General features: G+C 71.4%; 13 protein-coding genes and 1 tRNA gene. 8 read left to right on the top strand and 6 right to left on the bottom strand.

Annotated features, from left to right (window positions below; all coding sequences use genetic code 11):
- Window positions 1-96: 96 nt before the first annotated feature.
- On the bottom strand, window positions 97-897 hold the full coding sequence (locus FXF65_RS03900) for a helix-turn-helix domain-containing protein (protein ID WP_148348255.1): 801 nt from the start codon (window positions 895-897) through the stop codon (window positions 97-99).
- A gap of 87 nt (window positions 898-984) precedes the next feature.
- Here FXF65_RS03900 and FXF65_RS03895 point away from each other — a divergent pair, with 87 nt between their 5' ends.
- From FXF65_RS03895 to FXF65_RS03885, 3 genes are all read left to right on the top strand, one after another.
- Window positions 985-1,419: a TerD family protein gene (locus tag FXF65_RS03895; protein WP_148348254.1), complete on the top strand. Its 435-nt coding sequence runs from the start codon at window positions 985-987 to the stop codon at window positions 1,417-1,419.
- Window positions 1,420-1,495: 76 nt separating this feature from the next.
- Window positions 1,496-2,506 (top strand): MDR family NADP-dependent oxidoreductase, encoded by a 1,011-nt coding sequence (locus FXF65_RS03890; RefSeq protein WP_148348253.1) that lies wholly within the window; start codon window positions 1,496-1,498, stop codon window positions 2,504-2,506.
- A gap of 36 nt (window positions 2,507-2,542) precedes the next feature.
- Window positions 2,543-2,917, top strand: a complete 375-nt coding sequence (locus FXF65_RS03885; protein ID WP_148348252.1) for a MerR family transcriptional regulator — start codon at window positions 2,543-2,545, stop codon at window positions 2,915-2,917.
- Between the two features lie 113 nt (window positions 2,918-3,030).
- Here FXF65_RS03885 and FXF65_RS03880 read toward each other — a convergent pair whose 3' ends face one another.
- Complete coding sequence (locus FXF65_RS03880) at window positions 3,031-4,077, bottom strand: S1 family peptidase (protein WP_187412071.1); 1,047 nt, start codon at window positions 4,075-4,077, stop codon at window positions 3,031-3,033.
- A 207-nt stretch (window positions 4,078-4,284) separates the two neighbouring features.
- On the opposite strand from FXF65_RS03880, the gene FXF65_RS03875 reads away from it, so the two are divergent.
- Together FXF65_RS03875 and FXF65_RS03870 are read left to right on the top strand one after the other, a co-directional pair.
- Window positions 4,285-5,091 (top strand): ATP-grasp domain-containing protein, encoded by an 807-nt coding sequence (locus FXF65_RS03875; protein ID WP_148348250.1) that lies wholly within the window; start codon window positions 4,285-4,287, stop codon window positions 5,089-5,091.
- Between the two features lie 112 nt (window positions 5,092-5,203).
- Window positions 5,204-6,439 (top strand): APC family permease, encoded by a 1,236-nt coding sequence (locus FXF65_RS03870; RefSeq protein WP_148348249.1) that lies wholly within the window; start codon window positions 5,204-5,206, stop codon window positions 6,437-6,439.
- Between the two features lie 66 nt (window positions 6,440-6,505).
- On the opposite strand, the gene FXF65_RS03865 is transcribed toward FXF65_RS03870, so the two are convergent.
- Complete coding sequence (locus tag FXF65_RS03865; protein WP_222868356.1) at window positions 6,506-8,251, bottom strand: alpha/beta hydrolase; 1,746 nt, start codon at window positions 8,249-8,251, stop codon at window positions 6,506-6,508.
- Window positions 8,252-8,481: 230 nt separating this feature from the next.
- Window positions 8,482-9,381, bottom strand: a complete 900-nt coding sequence (locus FXF65_RS03860; RefSeq protein ID WP_148348247.1) for a hypothetical protein — start codon at window positions 9,379-9,381, stop codon at window positions 8,482-8,484.
- A 269-nt stretch (window positions 9,382-9,650) separates the two neighbouring features.
- Between FXF65_RS03860 and FXF65_RS03855 the strand changes: the two genes are divergently transcribed.
- Entirely contained in the window at window positions 9,651-10,406 is a 756-nt protein-coding gene (locus tag FXF65_RS03855) for a hypothetical protein (RefSeq protein WP_148348246.1), read from the top strand.
- Between the two features lie 62 nt (window positions 10,407-10,468).
- Here the strand turns inward: FXF65_RS03855 and FXF65_RS03850 are convergent, their stop codons facing one another.
- On the bottom strand, window positions 10,469-11,785 hold the full coding sequence (locus tag FXF65_RS03850) for a pentapeptide repeat-containing protein (RefSeq protein ID WP_187412068.1): 1,317 nt from the start codon (window positions 11,783-11,785) through the stop codon (window positions 10,469-10,471).
- 153 nt (window positions 11,786-11,938) lie between these two features.
- Here FXF65_RS03850 and FXF65_RS03845 point away from each other — a divergent pair, with 153 nt between their 5' ends.
- The gene (locus FXF65_RS03845; RefSeq protein WP_148348244.1) at window positions 11,939-13,687 is read left to right on the top strand and encodes a DEDDh family exonuclease; all 1,749 of its coding nucleotides are present in this window, start codon (window positions 11,939-11,941) and stop codon (window positions 13,685-13,687) included.
- A gap of 419 nt (window positions 13,688-14,106) precedes the next feature.
- Here FXF65_RS03845 and FXF65_RS03840 read toward each other — a convergent pair.
- A tRNA-Leu gene (locus FXF65_RS03840) sits at window positions 14,107-14,189 on the bottom strand.
- Window positions 14,190-14,316: 127 nt separating this feature from the next.
- On the opposite strand from FXF65_RS03840, the gene FXF65_RS03835 reads away from it, so the two are divergent.
- The gene (locus tag FXF65_RS03835; protein WP_067905231.1) at window positions 14,317-15,072 is read left to right on the top strand and encodes an FHA domain-containing protein; all 756 of its coding nucleotides are present in this window, start codon (window positions 14,317-14,319) and stop codon (window positions 15,070-15,072) included.
- Window positions 15,073-15,083: the final 11 nt, after the last annotated feature.

The following is a 15,083-nucleotide window of genomic DNA, read 5'->3' as shown; positions in this document are numbered from 1 at the left end:
CGCCTGGGCCGAGGCGCGCCTAGGCCCAGCCACGGGGGCCTGGAGGCGGGGGGCCTGGACGCGGGGGCTCAGCCGCGCGGGCCTGGCCGCGGGGGCCTAGGCGCGGGCGGCGTTCCGGTGCGCGAGGATCTCGGCGGTGGCCTCGTCGGCGGGCAGGAACGCTTCGAGGTGCAGCTCGGACACCGTGACGTCCACGGCGGTCGCGAACGACGTGAGCGTCGTGATCAGGCGCAGCTCGCCGTCCCGCGTCCGCAGCCGGAGCGGGACGGCGAACCCGAGATGGTCGGCGCGCGGCTCCATCGCCGGGAGGTAGCCGTCGAGTTCGGCGACGAACTCCTCCAGGACGGGCGACGGGCTCCGCCGCACCAGATCGCGCAGGTTGGACGTGACGTGCCGTCCCCACTCGGCCAGGTTCGCCACCCGCGGGCCCATCCCGTCCGGGTGGAGGACGAGGCGCAGCACGTTGACCGGCGGTTCCAGCAGCGCGGGCGCGGCGCCCTCGGCGAGGACGTCGAACGCCGCGTTCGCCGACACCATCTCCCCGTACGCCCGGACGACGACCGCCGGATAGGGCAGGTGCCCGTCGAGGATGCGGTCCAGCGCCTCGCGGACCGGGCCGAGTTCGGGCGCGTCCAACCCGGACTCGGCGTAGACCGGGGCGTATCCGGCGGTGAGCAGCAGGTCGTTCCGCTCCCGCAGCGACAGGTGGAGCGACTCGGCGAGCCGCACGACCATGGTCCGGCCGGGACGGGACCGGCCGCGTTCGAGGAAGCTCAGGTGCCGCTGCGTCGTGTCGGCCCTGATCGCCAGTTCGAGCTGGCTGACGCGGCGCCGCGTCCGCCAGCGCCGCAGCTCGCGTCCGAAATGGCCGGACGCGGGTTCGGTCGCCGTCGTCATCGCCCCATTCAAACCGGACGTCCGGCCGCTCCGCCATTCCCCGCAGGGAATCGCGGAGCGGCCGGGACGCGTCCGAGACTGCTCGGCATGAGCAACGCATTGGATCTGAAGGAGTTCGCCGACAAGTACGTCACCCTGTGGAACGAGCCCGATCCGGAGGCGCGCGGCGCGCTGGTGCGCGACTTGTGGGCGCCGGACGCCGTCCAGGTGCTGACCGATCCGCCGCAGGAGATGCGCGAGGCGGCGAAGGCGCTCGCCTTTCCCGCGCCGCCGCTTGAGGTGCGCGGCCACGCCGCCCTGGACGCCAGGGTGACCAGGGCGTACGAGATGTTCATCAAGGCGGGCGAGTACGCCTTCGTCTCGGGGGCTGAGCCGTACGAGCCGATGGCGGGCGTGGTCTGCCTCCGCTGGAAGATGCGCACGACGGGCACCGGAGAGGACGTCGGCGGGGGCTTCGACGTCATTTCCCTGGACGCCGACGGCCGCATCCGCTCCGACCACCAGTTCATCGAGATGAGCTGATTCCCGGCTTGACTTTGACGCGCGGGTCAGGGGTTAGCGTCGCGGGGCCGTTGCGGAACCGTCTTGGGAGTTGCCGATGCCCGAAACCTCGCGTGAAGTCCGGCTCGCCGTCCGGCCGGAGGGCCTGCCGGAGCCGGAGCATTTCGCCGTCGTCCAGGTGCCGGTACCGGTGCCCGGGGACGGCGAGGTGCTCGTCCGGAACCGCCTCTTCCACGTCTTCCCCGCCATCCGGACGCTCATGGCCGGGAGCGTGAAGGGCGCGCCGTTCCCGCCGCTGAACCCCGGCGACACCCTGTTCGGGAAGGCCGTCGGCGAGGTCGTGTCCGCGCCGGACGGCGGCGGGCTGCGCGCCGGGGACCTCGTCCAGCACTGGCAGGGCTGGCGGGAGTACGCGACCGTGCCCGCCGACCGGTGCGCGCCGCTCGACGACACGCTCCCCGACCCGGCGGCCCACCTCGGCCAGGGCGCGACCGCGTACGCGGCGCTGGTCCGGGACGCGCGGCTGCGCCCCGGCGAGACCGTGTTCGTGTCCGGCGGCGCGGGCGGCGTCGGCTCGGTCGCGGGACAGGTCGCGCGGCGGCTCGGCGCGGGCCGGGTCGTCGGCAGCACCGGCTCGCCGGAGAAGGCGAAACGGCTGGTCGCCGAGCTGGGCTACGACGCGGCCGTGCTGCGCGGCGAGGGGCCCTTCGGCGCGCGGCTCGCGGAGGCCGCGCCGGACGGCGTCGACGTGGTCGTGGACAACGTCGGCGGCGAGCAGCTCCAGGCCGCGATCTCGCTGGCCCGGCCGGGGGCGCGGGTCGTCCTCGTCGGGGCGCTCGCGGGGCAGCTCGCCGCGGACCGTCCCGGCAACACGTCCCCGGTCGAGCTGGACTCGTTCGAGCTGATCGTCAAGCACGTCGAGCTGCGCGGCTTCGGCGGCGCGGACCCGGCCCTGGACGCCGAGTGGACCCGTCGCCTCGGCGGCTGGCTGCGGTCCGGCGAGATCGTCCTGCCCGAGGTCCGGTTCGCGGGCATCGAGAGCGCCCCCCGCGCGTTGCACGAAGCGATCGGGGGACGGCACCTGGGGACCGTCATCGTGGAGCTGTAGGGCGGCGGTCCCCCGGCGGACGACACCGGAGGACTGATGCGGATCAGCGACGCCGCCGCGGCGGCCGGGACCACCCCGCGCGCACTGCGCTTCTACGAGCAGCGCGGACTGCTGCCGCCGCCGGACCGCACGGCGGGCGGGCAGCGCCGGTACGGTCAGGCGGAGGTGCGGCGCGTCCGGGTGATCCGGGTGCTCCTGTCGATGGGCCTGACCGTCGAGGACCTGCGCCTGTGCGCCGACATGCTCCACCTGCTGGACGAGAACGACGGCGTCCCGCCGTCGCCCAGGGCGTGCGGGCGCGGCTCCGGCGTCGCGCGGCGGCGGCTGGACGCGCTCGACGCCGAGATCGCCCGGCTCACCGGGCAGCGCGAGCGGCTCGCCGCCAGGGTCGGGCTGGTCCCGCAGGACTGACCGGCGGGACTGACCGGCGGGACTGACCGGCAAGAACTGACCGGCAAGAACTGACCGGCGGGGCTCCCGGCCTTTCCGGGAGCCCCGCCCGAATGCTCCGTTCGGTTGAGCTCTTATTTGAGGGTGAGGCCCTGGGACTGGAGCGCCTCGTCCAAGGGCTGGAAATAGGACTGGTAATTGGCCGTGCAGCCGCCCGTCCTGCCGCCGGACGTGATGCCGACGGCGGTGCTCCCGCTCTGCAGCGAGCCGCCGCTGTCGCCCGGCTGGGTGCACACGGTCGTCTCGATCAGCCCGGTGACCGTGCCCTCCTGGTAGTTGACCGTGCGGTCGTAGCCGACGATCTGCCCGGAGGTGGTGCCGGTGGTCGAGCCCTTCTTGATGACCTGCGACCCCGCGGGCGGTCTGCCGACCTCGGTCAGATTGTCGTTGGACAATTGCAGCGACCCGTTCGTCACACGAATCGTCCCGTAGTCATTGCCCGGGAAACTGCTCGCCTGCGTGGTGCCGATCTGCTCGCCGCCGGACGTCGACCACGTCGTGCCGATGCGGGTGCAGTGCCCGGCCGTCACGACGTAGTCGCCGCCACCGCCGGTCCCGATCGCGGCCACCGAGCAGCGCGACCCACCGGTCGTGATCGCGTCGCCGGGCCCGAGCATCGGCCGCACCGCGCCGTGCACGCGCCTGATCCGCACGGTGCCGCCGACCGCGCGAGCCCGCTTGACCAGCGCGTTCGTCGCCGCGTCATGGTCGCTCGCCGGGACGCTGACCACGACGGCGTTGGCGACCACGTCCACGCCCCAGGCCAGGCCGACCGCGCCGCGACCGCCCGCGAACCGGTCGAGCGCGCTCTTGGCCGCGTCGAGCCGCGCGATGCCGTACGCGACGACGCGGGGCGTCGCACCGGCGGCGGTCACCTGCCGCGCGGCGGCGGGGGTCGTGACGTTGACGACCAGGAGTCCGTCCCGGTCGACGTAGGCGCCCGCGGCCTGCGCGCCGAGCCGTCCGGTGAGCTGGTCCGCGAACGCGCCGAGCGCCTGCCCGGCCGGGGGGACGGGCTTCGCGCCGGCCGTCGCCGGAACGGTCCCGAACGCGGGCAGGACGGCCACGGCCGCGACGCCCAGCAGCGGGACCACACGTCTGAGGTGCACACCTCGGTTCACTGTCGCCACCTTTCGCCGCCGACCGGCTGGGAGCGGCGGCATCCTCGGGGGTTATGGCGGGTGCGCACGACACCTGGTGGTGAGGCGCCATGCGTGGCGACAACGTACGCCGCCCCCCAATCGCTAACCAGTTTTCGGCGCCAACAGAATTTCACCCGCCCCCTGAATAATCCCGGCTCGCCCACTCCGACCATTTACTCTTGGCCGATGCCGCTGCTCGTGCTTTCGCCGCGTTACACGCCCGACTCGAAGGCGTTGCGCGCCGCGTCCGGGAGGCTCGGCTGGGCGGCCGAGCGGCTGGGCGGCCGACGCGCCCCGGACCGCCTCCGCGGAAAGGACGTCGCGCTCTACGGCGAACCGACGTTCGTCGAGGCCGTCGCCGCGCAGGTCGGGGTGCGGCTGCTGGACGTCCCGCCCGGATGGCTGCCCGCGCTGCCCGACCGGCACCGCCGCCGCGACATCGCCGTCTCCGCCCTCGGCGACGTCCGGAGCGCTCTCACCGAGCCCACGTTCGTCAAACCGGCCGATGGACGGAAAGCGTTCGAGGGCAGGGTCTTCGCGGCTCCCGGCGAACTCCCCGGACGCGACGCCCTCCCCGACGAAACCCCGGTGCTCACCTGCGAGCCCGTGCGATGGGACGTCGAATTCCGCTGCCATGTGCTGGACGGTGAAGTCGTCGCCATGTCCCCTTATCTGCTGGACGGAGAACTCGCCCTCACGGCGGACGGGGAATGGCGCGCACCGGAGAGCGATGTCCGGGAGGCGGCGGAGTACGCGGCCGAAGTGCTCGGAGAAGTGCCCGTCCCGGCGGCGACCGTCCTCGACGTCGGACGCATCCGCGGCCGCGGCTGGGCGGTCGTCGAGGCCAACGCCGTCTGGGGCGCGGGCCTTTACGGATGCGACCCCGAGAAGGTCCTGACCGTGCTGGCGCGGGCCTGCGTCCGACCGGAGCGGCTGACGGCGGCCGACCGCGACTGGGCCACCGGAGAGGTCGCCGGCGGCGCGAACAGGTAGCCGATTCCAGAAAGGGCCGGTGGCCTCCGTCGGCGCGGATTCGGATACGGGTGTTCATCTCGGTGGGAAATGCTGTTCGCCGGATTCGCGGCGGGGTGGAGGGCGGTGGGGGATGACCGTGCTGGCACGGCGGCTCGGGGTGTCCGACGCGGTGGTGGTCGGGCTGGGGGCGATGATCGGGGCGGGGGTGTTCGCCGCGTTCGCGCCGGCGGCGCGGGCGGCCGGGTCCGGCCTGCTCTTCGGGCTCGGGACGGCCGCCGTCGTCGCCTACTGCAACGCGACGTCGTCGGCGCGGCTCGCCGCCCGGTACCCCGAGTCCGGCGGCACGTACGTCTACGGGCGGGAACGGCTGGGTCCGTTCTGGGGCCACCTCGCCGGGTGGGCGTTCGTGGTCGGCAAGACGGCGTCGTGCGCGGCGATGGCGCTGACCGTCGGGTCGTACGTGTGGCCGGGCCATCCGCACGTGGTCGCGGTCGCCGCGGTGGCGCTGCTGACCGGCGTGAACTACGCGGGGGTGGAGAAGTCGGCCTGGCTCACGCGGGTGATCGTCGCGGTGGTCCTGGCCGCGCTCGCCGCCGTGGTGGTCGCCTGCCTCACCTCGTCCGCCGCCGACGCCGGACGCCTGGACGTCGGCTCGGGCACGTCGCTCGGCGGCGTCCTCGAAGCGGCGGGCCTGCTGTTCTTCGCGTTCGCGGGGTACGCGCGCATCGCGACGCTCGGCGAGGAGGTGCGCGACCCGTCCCGGACGATCCCGCGCGCCATCCCGATCGCCCTCGCCATCGCGCTGGCCGTGTACGCCGCCGTGGCGGTCGCGGTGCTGTCCGTGCTGGGCGCCGGACGGCTGGCCGTCGCGGCGGCGCCGCTGGCGGACGCCGTCGACGCGGCCGGACTGCCGTCGCTGGGGTCCGCCGTCCGGGCCGCCGCCGCGGTCGCCGCGCTCGGCTCGCTGCTCGCGCTGATCCTCGGCGTCTCCCGCACCACGCTCGCCATGGCCCGCGACCGGCGGCTGCCGGGCGCGCTCGCGGCCGTCCACCCGCGGCGCCGGGTGCCGCACCGCGCGGAACTCGCGGTCGGCCTGGTCGTGGCGGTCCTCGCGGCGACGGTCGACCTGCGCGGCGCGATCGGTTTCTCGTCGTTCGGCGTGCTGGCCTACTACGCGATCGCCAACGCGTCCGCCTGGACGCTCGGCCCGGACGAGGGCCGTCCGCCCCGCGTGATCCCGGTCGCGGGCGCGGCGGGCTGCCTGGTCCTGGCGTTCGCGCTGCCGCTCACCTCGGTGCTGACCGGCGTCGCGGTGCTCGCCGTGGGCGCCGTCCTCTACCTCGGCCGCCGACGCGAACCTTCGTGAGGACGTCCAAAGCGAAACGCCGGGCAGGCCCTCCAACGGGCCCGCCCGGCGTCACGGTCAATCGGTTCAGCGCGTCCCGAGCAGGATGGACTTCGGAACCCGAACCGCCACCGGGGCCAGCTTCGGACCGCGAGCTTCGGTGCCCGCCTGGGCGGCCATCGCGCTCGCGTCCGCCGGTCCGCGGGTCGCGACGGCCGGACCGCCGTCGCCCTCGAACGGCTGGACGTCGCCGACGCACACCTTGCCCGCGGGCGGCAGCGTCCCGCTGACGAGGTAACCCTCGATCGCGTTGGTCACGCACGCCGACGTGCCGTAGGCGGTGTGCCCCCAACTGTTGCTGGACAGCAACCGGCTGTTGGGCAGCAGCTTGCTGGACGAGACGGCGTCGTCGTAGTTCGTGGCCGGGTCGTAGTAGTCGCCGACGAACAGGACGGGGGCGTTCGTCCGCCGGTTGAACGGCCCGGTGTAGGCGTCCTCGTCGCGGACCTTCCAGGCGTCACCGGCGCACTGGACGCTGCCCCAGTCCCACGCGCGCCCGAAGTAGGGCGCCCGCTTGTCGGACGCGGCCACGGCCGCGGGCCAGTTCCCCGCCTTCTTCGGGTGCAGGCCGTCGGTGCAGACGACGCTGCTGAAGGCGTCGAGCCCGTTGTCGTAGGGGAAGTCCTTCGCCGTGACCTTCTCCGCGGCGTTCTTCTGCCGCGCGACCTCGGCCCGGCGCTCCGCGATGCGCGCGGCGAGCGCCTTGCGCGCCGCCGTCGCCTGCGCGGCCGTCGAGGTGGACGACGTCGCCTTCCACAGGTCGGTGGCCATGGCGTCGATGAACAGGTAGCCGCTCGGGTCGTACAGGTTGCCGAGCGTCGCGCCGACGAAGTCGGCGTAGGTGACCTTCTCGCCCTGGATGTCGACGGGCTTCGTCTTCAGCCGCTGCGCCAGGACGTCGAAGTTCTTGGCCGGATCCCCGAACTGCGCGAACTGGCACTTCTCCTTGCCCGCCTTCGCGCAGCGGACGAGGATCTCCTTCAGCGCCTTGTACGCGCCGTCGGCGGAGCGGAGCCGGTCGTCCAGGATCTGGCCCGCGGTCTTCGGGGTCCCGGCCCAGGAGACGGGGTTGAGGACGCCGTCCACGACCACGGAGCGCAGCCGGTCCGGGAACATGTTCGCGTAGTACTGCCCGAGCGCCGTGCCATAGCTGAAGCCCAGGTAGGTCAGCTTCTTGTCGCCGACGGACCGGCGCAGGACCTCCATGTCGCGCGCCGCCTCGGCGGTGGACATCGCGCCCGCCAGCTTCTTCCCGGTCGTCGAGCAGCCCTTGCCGACCGCCGTCGCCGACTTGATGTAGGCGGCCTCCTCCTTCGCGCCCATCGGGAACGCCACGTTCAGACCGGCCATCGCGAGCGTCTGGTCCTTTGTGGACTTGAAGCACGCCACGTTGGAGCTGAACCCGATGCCGCGCGGGTCGAACCCGACGACGTCGAACCGGTCGAGTACGTCCGCACCGAGGAACTGGCCCGCCTGGTAGGCGAGGGCGGTGCCCTGCCCGCCGGGCCCGCCCGGGTTGACGAACAGGCTGCCGATCCTCTTCTTAGCGTTCCGCGCCTTGACTCTCAGGACGGCGATCTCGGTGGTCGCGCCCTTGGGGTCGTCATAGTCCAGAGGCAGCCGGACGGTCGCGCATTCCGCGATCTCGTAGCACTTGTACCAGGCGAGCTTCGGGGTGGGCACACTGTCGACGCGCTTCTTCTCGACCGGGCTGGTCGTGTCGCCTGCCCGGACGCCGGGGTCGGCGAGGGCGGTGACCGCTAACGCGGGCACGAGCGCAACACCCGCAACGCCGGCCGCGAGGATCCTGTGTCTGAGGCGCATACGGTTCCCTTCGTGGGGATCGATGCCTTTTCCGCGCAAGGCGCGGATTGGTCCACCGATTCTCGTTCGCCCCACTGGTCCCCGTGATCCACCACCGGACCAGACCTCCCCTCCGCAAGATCACCCACAAGACCGATTGACGCCTCCCCTACGCATGGCGTAGCGCGTCGCGCCGGAGATCAGGCGCAGGTGGGTTCGAGTTTTCGCTGCATGACATAACCGGAGATGTTCCGAGTGGGGACGGTGCCGTAGTAGCGATAGCGGTGCGGGTCATGTTTCGCCGGGACCTCCCGGAAGAAGATGTCACCGCGGACCACCTGTCCGATCACGTCGCCGGTTTCGTTGAGGACGTCGCCCACCTCCTCGACCTTGTATTGGTTCGGCCGGCAGTCGGCGGTCGGGGCGGGACGGTCAGGAGTCGCCGAAGACATTGGCCGCCGGCGCGGTGAGAAATTCGACGGCTCTGCTCCAGATCCCTGAAGAGCGGGAATGGGCGCTCGCGGCGAAGGCGTGGGTGAAGGTCCAAGGGATGAAGTCGCGGGGGACGGGCTGGGGGTGCCGAGAGCGGTGGACGATTCGCGGTGGCCCGACGCGGCGACTTCTGGCGACGATCGAGCGCTGTGCCGCAACACCGCCGTGACGACCAACGCGGTGACCAGGGCCGCGACGATCGAGGCTAAGCCGACGAGGACGGCCCCCCGTCGCGCCTGCGCCTGCGGCGTCTTCGCAGGTCGCGGCGTCCGAGGCGGGCGCGTGAGATCGGACTCTTCACCTGGCAGGTTCGCGGCGGCGGCCTGATCCTGGCTGCCGACCTCGGGTTTCTCAGGGCTTTCGGGCGCCGGATCGTCGGGTGGGGAGACGGTCTCGGGAGAGTGTTGATCGTTGTCCGCGGTGTCGCCCTGGTCCGTCGGGGTCTTCGCGTAGGCGGCCAGGAACTCGTCCCGCTCGCCCGGCCGCCAGAGACCTTGCCCGTCGGCCGCGGCGACCATTGCCTCCAGGTTCTTCGCTGATATTTGCTTCCCCTGCAAATAACGCCCCAATGCGGACTTCGACACATCGAGCGCGTTCGCCTGCGTCACCAGGGTCCTTTTCCCGGTCCGCTCGACCAGTTGCCGCATCAACCTTTCGCGCCGCTCGCCATCAGCCGAGTCCGATGAGTGTGTCCCCGTCATTTCTCGTCATCCCCTTCTGCCTCGGGTTCAGTGGGAAACAGCAGGTCAGGAGCGGTGGCCTCTGGGATGGGAATTCCCACTCCCGGTGAGGCGCCTACCGCCTCCGCGCTTCTGCCAATCTTTGCTCACCGGGCGCCGGGGAGGCGCCGGAACACCGAACAGAGGATTTCTTCACAATGATCATTGGCCCTGTGCGCTTCGGCCGTTTCGCGGTCAAGGCCGGAACCGGACTCATGCTCGCGCTCGCACTCGCGATGGGCGGGGCCGCCGCCCCGGCATCGGCGTCCCCCGGCGCGCCCGCCGCCCCGGCGGCCGAGCCCAAGGTCCACTACACCAACAGCACCCTGGTCAAGAGGGACTGCAAGGTCTTCTTCAACCACCCCGGCAAGCACCGCAAGGACGCGAGTTGGCCCGCCGGTCCGTCAACGTCCTCCAAGGAGGTCGGAGTCCGCTACACGGCGGCCGGCTACGCCATGGTCCGCGACCCGCAGCGGCAGAAGGCGGGCGCCGCACCGTGGTGGGGCTGGATCAACACCAAGTGCCTCGTCGACCCGGTCGCGCGCAAGTTCCCACGGGTACGGGCGCCGCGTGACCTGACCGACCGTCCCGACCCGAACGGCTACGCTCCCGCGCTGCCCGACCGGCACGCCACTCGCGGCAACAACAGCGTCACCGTCGTGGACATCACGCCTCCCGCCAGGCCCTTGCACGGGCACGTGACGGTCACGACGCCGGGCACCCTGCGCAACGGAGCCAACAAGTACGCGATCGGCGGCGTCGACAGAGGCTGGACCTTCCGCATCACCCGCAAGCACTGCCGCCGCCAGGACGGCCGACCCTACGGCCCCAAGCAGTGGGTCTACGGCTACTCCTCCAACGCCGGCCGCTTCGGATGGGTGCAAGCGAACCACATGCCGGCCTGCACCCACTGACCCAGCCGGACGTGTCGCGTGAGGCCGCCGCCACCAGCGGCGGCCTCGTCTGGTCGCCCTGATCAGGGGGAGTCGGCGTGGAAGCGGCAGCGGTCCAGGCCCGACCGTTCGCGGTCATCGGGCGAGGCGTGGCGGGTCAGGCGCGCGTCCGCGAAGACCGCCGGGCCGTGGAAGGTCGCGCGGCCATCGGACGAGCCGGGCAGGCAGAAGTCGGCACGCTCGAAGACCGCGCCCGTGAAGTCGGTCTTGCCGTAGAACTGGGCACCGCAGAAATCGCCGTAGGCAACCGACACACCGCTGAAATCCAAATCAACGAGCGTCGCGCCCGACAAATGCAGTGACAAATCCGCCCAGCCACCGGGACGAGCGCGGGCGGCGAGCGTCTCCTGCGCGGCCCGGCGCGCCCGCAGTTCGGCGGCCTGCAACGGCGTCAGGGACCCGGTGACGGCGAAGGACAACGGCACCCGCAGGTACTCGCACAATGCACGAACCACCCCCGCACGGACCGTGGGCTCGGCATCACCGACCGAGGCAAGCAGCTCGACACCCGCCAAACGCGCGAGCGGATCATTGCCAGCCAGTCCACCCCACCCGGAGTCGGCGACCATCTCCCCATCGTCCAGACGCCAGCCGAAGGGCCACTCATGCTCGGCAGCCTCAGCACGGGCACCCGTCAGCTCAGCCGTGGGGGCCACAAGGTGGACGGGGCCGCCGAAGGACACACCGGTGAAGTCCGCGGAGTCGCCGAACCGGGCCTTGCCGAACCAGGCGTCCGCGGCGAACTCGGCGCCCCGGAAGGTGGCCGGACCGGCGAAGCGGGCGCCGTCACCGCCCTCGATCCAGTCCTGGTAGTCGAAGTCCAGCACGGCGAGCGGCCAGTGCGGATCGTCCTCGTTGGGCTCCTGCCAGGCGGGCGTGACAGCGTCCTCGACCTCGTCCCAGGCGGGATCCTCCTCCGACAGCCCGTCCTCACCGCGCCCGAACCACGCCAGATCGGCGAACCGCGCCCCCGCGAACCCGGCCGCGCCCCGGAACCGGGCACGCCCGAACACCGCAACCTCCGCGAAAGCGGCCCCGCCGAACTCCGCGTCTCCCTCGCACAGAATCCGCTGGAACACCGCCTCCCCGTCGAACCGCGCCCCCGCAAAGTCCACATCTCCAACGAACCGCACGTCAGAGAAATCGACCGCGCCGAAAGAACAGCCAGCGAACCGTCCGTCCACCACCACCGCACCGCGCAGGACGACCTCCAGGCCGTCTTCCGTGCGCAGCAACTCCGCGAGCACCCGCCCGCACTCCCGCAGCGCGTCGAGATCCTCGCCCCCGGCCTGCCGCCACCACTGACACAGCGAGTCCACCGCACCCTGACCGCCGCCCACACCGTCCCCCAACCTTCCGCTCACCGTTGCCCCGTGAAAACGCGAGGTCGATGGCCGGAAGGGGCAACTCTACGATCTAGCTGCGAGCCGAACCACATGGCTAGCATTCGGTGCTCAGACACCCGACAGTGACCGTTTGGACACACGCCTGCCATGCTGGGTTACCCCTCCGACTGGGCCTTGGTCGACGTGGAGACCTCCGGGTTCCGGCCTTCCGAGCACCGCATACTGTCCATCGCCCTGATGGCGATCAACGCCGACGGGCGGGTGACGGGCCAGTTCTCCTCCCTGCTGAATCCGGGCTGCGACCCCGGCCCCGTTCACGTCCACGGGCTGACCAGGGAACGTCTCGTCGGCTCCCCCAGCTTCGAGCAGGTCGGCCCTCAGGTCGCCGCCCTGCTCCACGGCCGCGTGATGGTCGCCCACAACGCGCGCTTCGACTACGACTTCCTGGCCCACGAGTTCGCCCGTGCCGGACTCAACCTGCCGGTCGACCAGCGACTGTGCACCCTCGCCCTCAACCGCCGCCTGTCCCCGCCCACGCCCAACATGCGGTTGGGGACGCTTGCGGCGCACTACGGCGTCGTCCAGACCAAGGCGCACGACGCGGTGGACGACACCCGCGTCCTGGCCGGAGTGCTGCACGGCTCGCTGACGGCGGCGGCCCGACTCGGCCTCAGCCTGCCCTTGGTGCCCTGCCCACCCCGCCAGACCGCCGTCCGCCCCCGGCCTCCCGCCGGTTCCCGCAAGATCCCCTGCGCCTACCGCAACCCCGGACGCCTCGCCGCCGGCGGCCCACTCGTCCAGGGAATGAAGGTCGCGATCACCGGCGACACCCGAACGCCCCGCACCGACCTGACGGCCAAGGCGACGGCGACCGGACTGAACATGATGTCCACGGTCAGCCGCCACACCAGCGCCCTGGTGGCCAACGACCCAGACCTTCCCACCGCCAAAGCCGAACGTGCCACCGCCGAGGGCATCCCCATCATCGACGAGCCCACCTTCCTGCGCTTACTCCAGGACGTCCGCCCCGGCACGCCCCACAAGGCCGCACCGCCTCAGGATCGACCCACCACACCCCCAGCACACCACGTCACACTCCCCGTCAAAGGCTTGACCGGACGGCGCGTACTCGTCTTGGGCGGCTCCCATGACCAGGCCGCAGCGACGAGGGTTCGCGTCACCGAACTCGGCGGCTCCGCCGCGGTCAACCTCTCGGGCAGCGTCACCGACGTCGTCGTCCTTCCAGGCGGAGACACCGACCGGCGCATGAGCCGGGTCCACTCCCTCGGCCTGCCAGTGCATGACGAGAATTGGCTGCGGACGCTGAGCACATCCCCACCCCCTGGCGGCATCAGAGTGGAACCGAAGCAGCCCGCAATCCCCGTCCTGCCACGCGGCGGCGCAATCGACCTGGTCACGTCTCACACAATCCCCTGGACCGTAGCCGCGACGTGGGCCCACCAGACGACCTGCGAGATCGACGTCGTAGCCTTCGCCCTGGACGCCGACGAACAGGTCTCCTGCGACGACGACTTCGTGTTCTACGGCGCGACCGAAACGCCCGACGGAACCATCACCCTGTCCGCGGACGGCCCAGCCGAACAGTCGATCATCATCGACACGGCGAGCCTCTCCCCAGCGGTGCACAGGGTCGTCATCGCCGCCGCCATCGACGGCACCACGACCTTCGGCGCGGTAGGCGCCATCGAGATCACGATCGGCAGCGAGGCGCCGCTGGCACAGGCGACCCTCGACGCCGGCACGACCGAACGCACCATGCTCCTGGCCGAGATCTACCGCCGAGGCCCGTCCTGGCGCCTACGCGCGATCGGCCAAGGCTACGACCACGCCCTAGCCGACCTGGCCCGCAACTACGGCGTAGACATCACCGACTGACCACCCCCTAAGCCCAGGCCCCCAAGCCGAGCAAAACGCCTGCCCACACGATTAAGACGACCGCAACCCCAGGCAGGCACCAACCGCAACCGCCGGGAACGCAAGAACCGCACCCACCGGGGAAGCACCACCCGCACCGCCAACGACACACCAACCACAACAGGACGATGCACGAGCCACAATCGGCAGGGGAAGCCCCAACCGCAACGCCCAGGCGCATCAACCGCAACTGCCAGGGCGCCGAGAGGGACGCAGACAATCATCAGCACGCCCCGCAGCCGCGCAAGAACCGCAACCGGCAGGGGGGCGTGGGGGGCGGAGCCCCCCACATCGGGGGTCTGGGGGTCGCCCCCCAGACAAACAGAAAGAGGGAGTGGCGACCCGCGCTCTCCGCGGGTATACCACTCCCAACTCCATCGTGGGCGAGGAGGGATTTGAACCCTCACATCCTTTCGGACACACGGACCTGAACCGTGCGCGTCTGCCGTTCCGCCACCCGCCCGTGGGTGTCGACCCGTTTCGGGTCGCTGAAAAGGCTAGCACGGTCCTAGCAGTGGTTAGGTATCCAGGTACTCCGAGCGAACCTTCGCACCGATACGATCGTCTACCAGTGGGGAAGGGAGGTGCCCGTGGGCGTCATTCAGCGCTTCGAGCGACGGCTGGAGGGCATGGTCGAAGGAGCCTTCGCCCGTGCCTTCAAGTCGGAGCTGCAGCCGGTCGAGGTGGCCAGTGCTGTGCAGCGCGAGATGGACGATCGGGCGGCGATCGTGGCACAGGGCCGCACGCTCGTTCCGAACGACTTCGTCGTCGAGATCTCTCAGCAGGACGGGCAGCGGCTGCAGGTGTACGCCGACAGCCTGAGCCAGGAGCTGGCGAACCTGGCGCGCGAGTACGCGAAGGAGCAGGGGTACTCCTTCGTCGGTCCGGTGCGCGTGCGGTTCGAGAACGCGGGCGATCTCGCCACGGGCATGTTCCGCATCCGGTCCGGGGTGATCCGGGGTTCGACCGTCGAGGGCGGGGAGATCCGGCAGCCGGTGAGCGACGTTCCGCGGGGGGGCCGCGGGGGCGTGTTCGGCGGGCATCCGCGGCTGCTGGTGACCACGGCGGTGGAGGGGGCGGACGCGACCCAGCGCACCTATGAGATCAATACGCCGGTGACCCTGCTCGGTCGCGGCACTGACTGCGACCTGCGACTGGTCGATCCGGGCGTGTCTCGGCACCATGCCGAGATCCGCGTAGAAGGTCCCGAAATCGCTCTCGTGGATCTAGGGTCGACCAACGGCTCGTTCGTGAACGGGCAGCCGATCCGGCGGGTGACGCTGGTCGACGGCTCCCGGGTCACGATGGGCCGCACCACCCTTGTGTTCCGCCGCGACAGGGAGTAACCCCGACTCCG

Origin of the sequence: Actinomadura syzygii (assembly GCF_008085905.1) — a bacterium.
GTDB lineage: Bacteria > Actinomycetota > Actinomycetes > Streptosporangiales > Streptosporangiaceae > Spirillospora > Spirillospora syzygii.
This window is presented reverse-complemented; position numbering and strand designations above follow the sequence as displayed.

Excerpts from the sequence above, each read along its gene's own strand:
- FXF65_RS03855 (WP_148348246.1), top strand. The coding sequence starts at position 9,651 with ATGATCATTGGCCCTGTGCGCTTCGGCCGTTTCGCGGTCAAGGCCGGA.
- FXF65_RS03900 (WP_148348255.1), bottom strand. The coding sequence starts at position 897 with ATGACGACGGCGACCGAACCCGCGTCCGGCCATTTCGGACGCGAGCTG.
- FXF65_RS03885 (WP_148348252.1), top strand. The coding sequence starts at position 2,543 with ATGCGGATCAGCGACGCCGCCGCGGCGGCCGGGACCACCCCGCGCGCA.
- FXF65_RS03875 (WP_148348250.1), top strand. The coding sequence starts at position 4,285 with ATGCCGCTGCTCGTGCTTTCGCCGCGTTACACGCCCGACTCGAAGGCG.
- FXF65_RS03845 (WP_148348244.1), top strand. The coding sequence starts at position 11,939 with ATGCTGGGTTACCCCTCCGACTGGGCCTTGGTCGACGTGGAGACCTCC.
- FXF65_RS03895 (WP_148348254.1), top strand. The coding sequence starts at position 985 with ATGAGCAACGCATTGGATCTGAAGGAGTTCGCCGACAAGTACGTCACC.
- FXF65_RS03890 (WP_148348253.1), top strand. The coding sequence starts at position 1,496 with ATGCCCGAAACCTCGCGTGAAGTCCGGCTCGCCGTCCGGCCGGAGGGC.
- FXF65_RS03870 (WP_148348249.1), top strand. The coding sequence starts at position 5,204 with ATGACCGTGCTGGCACGGCGGCTCGGGGTGTCCGACGCGGTGGTGGTC.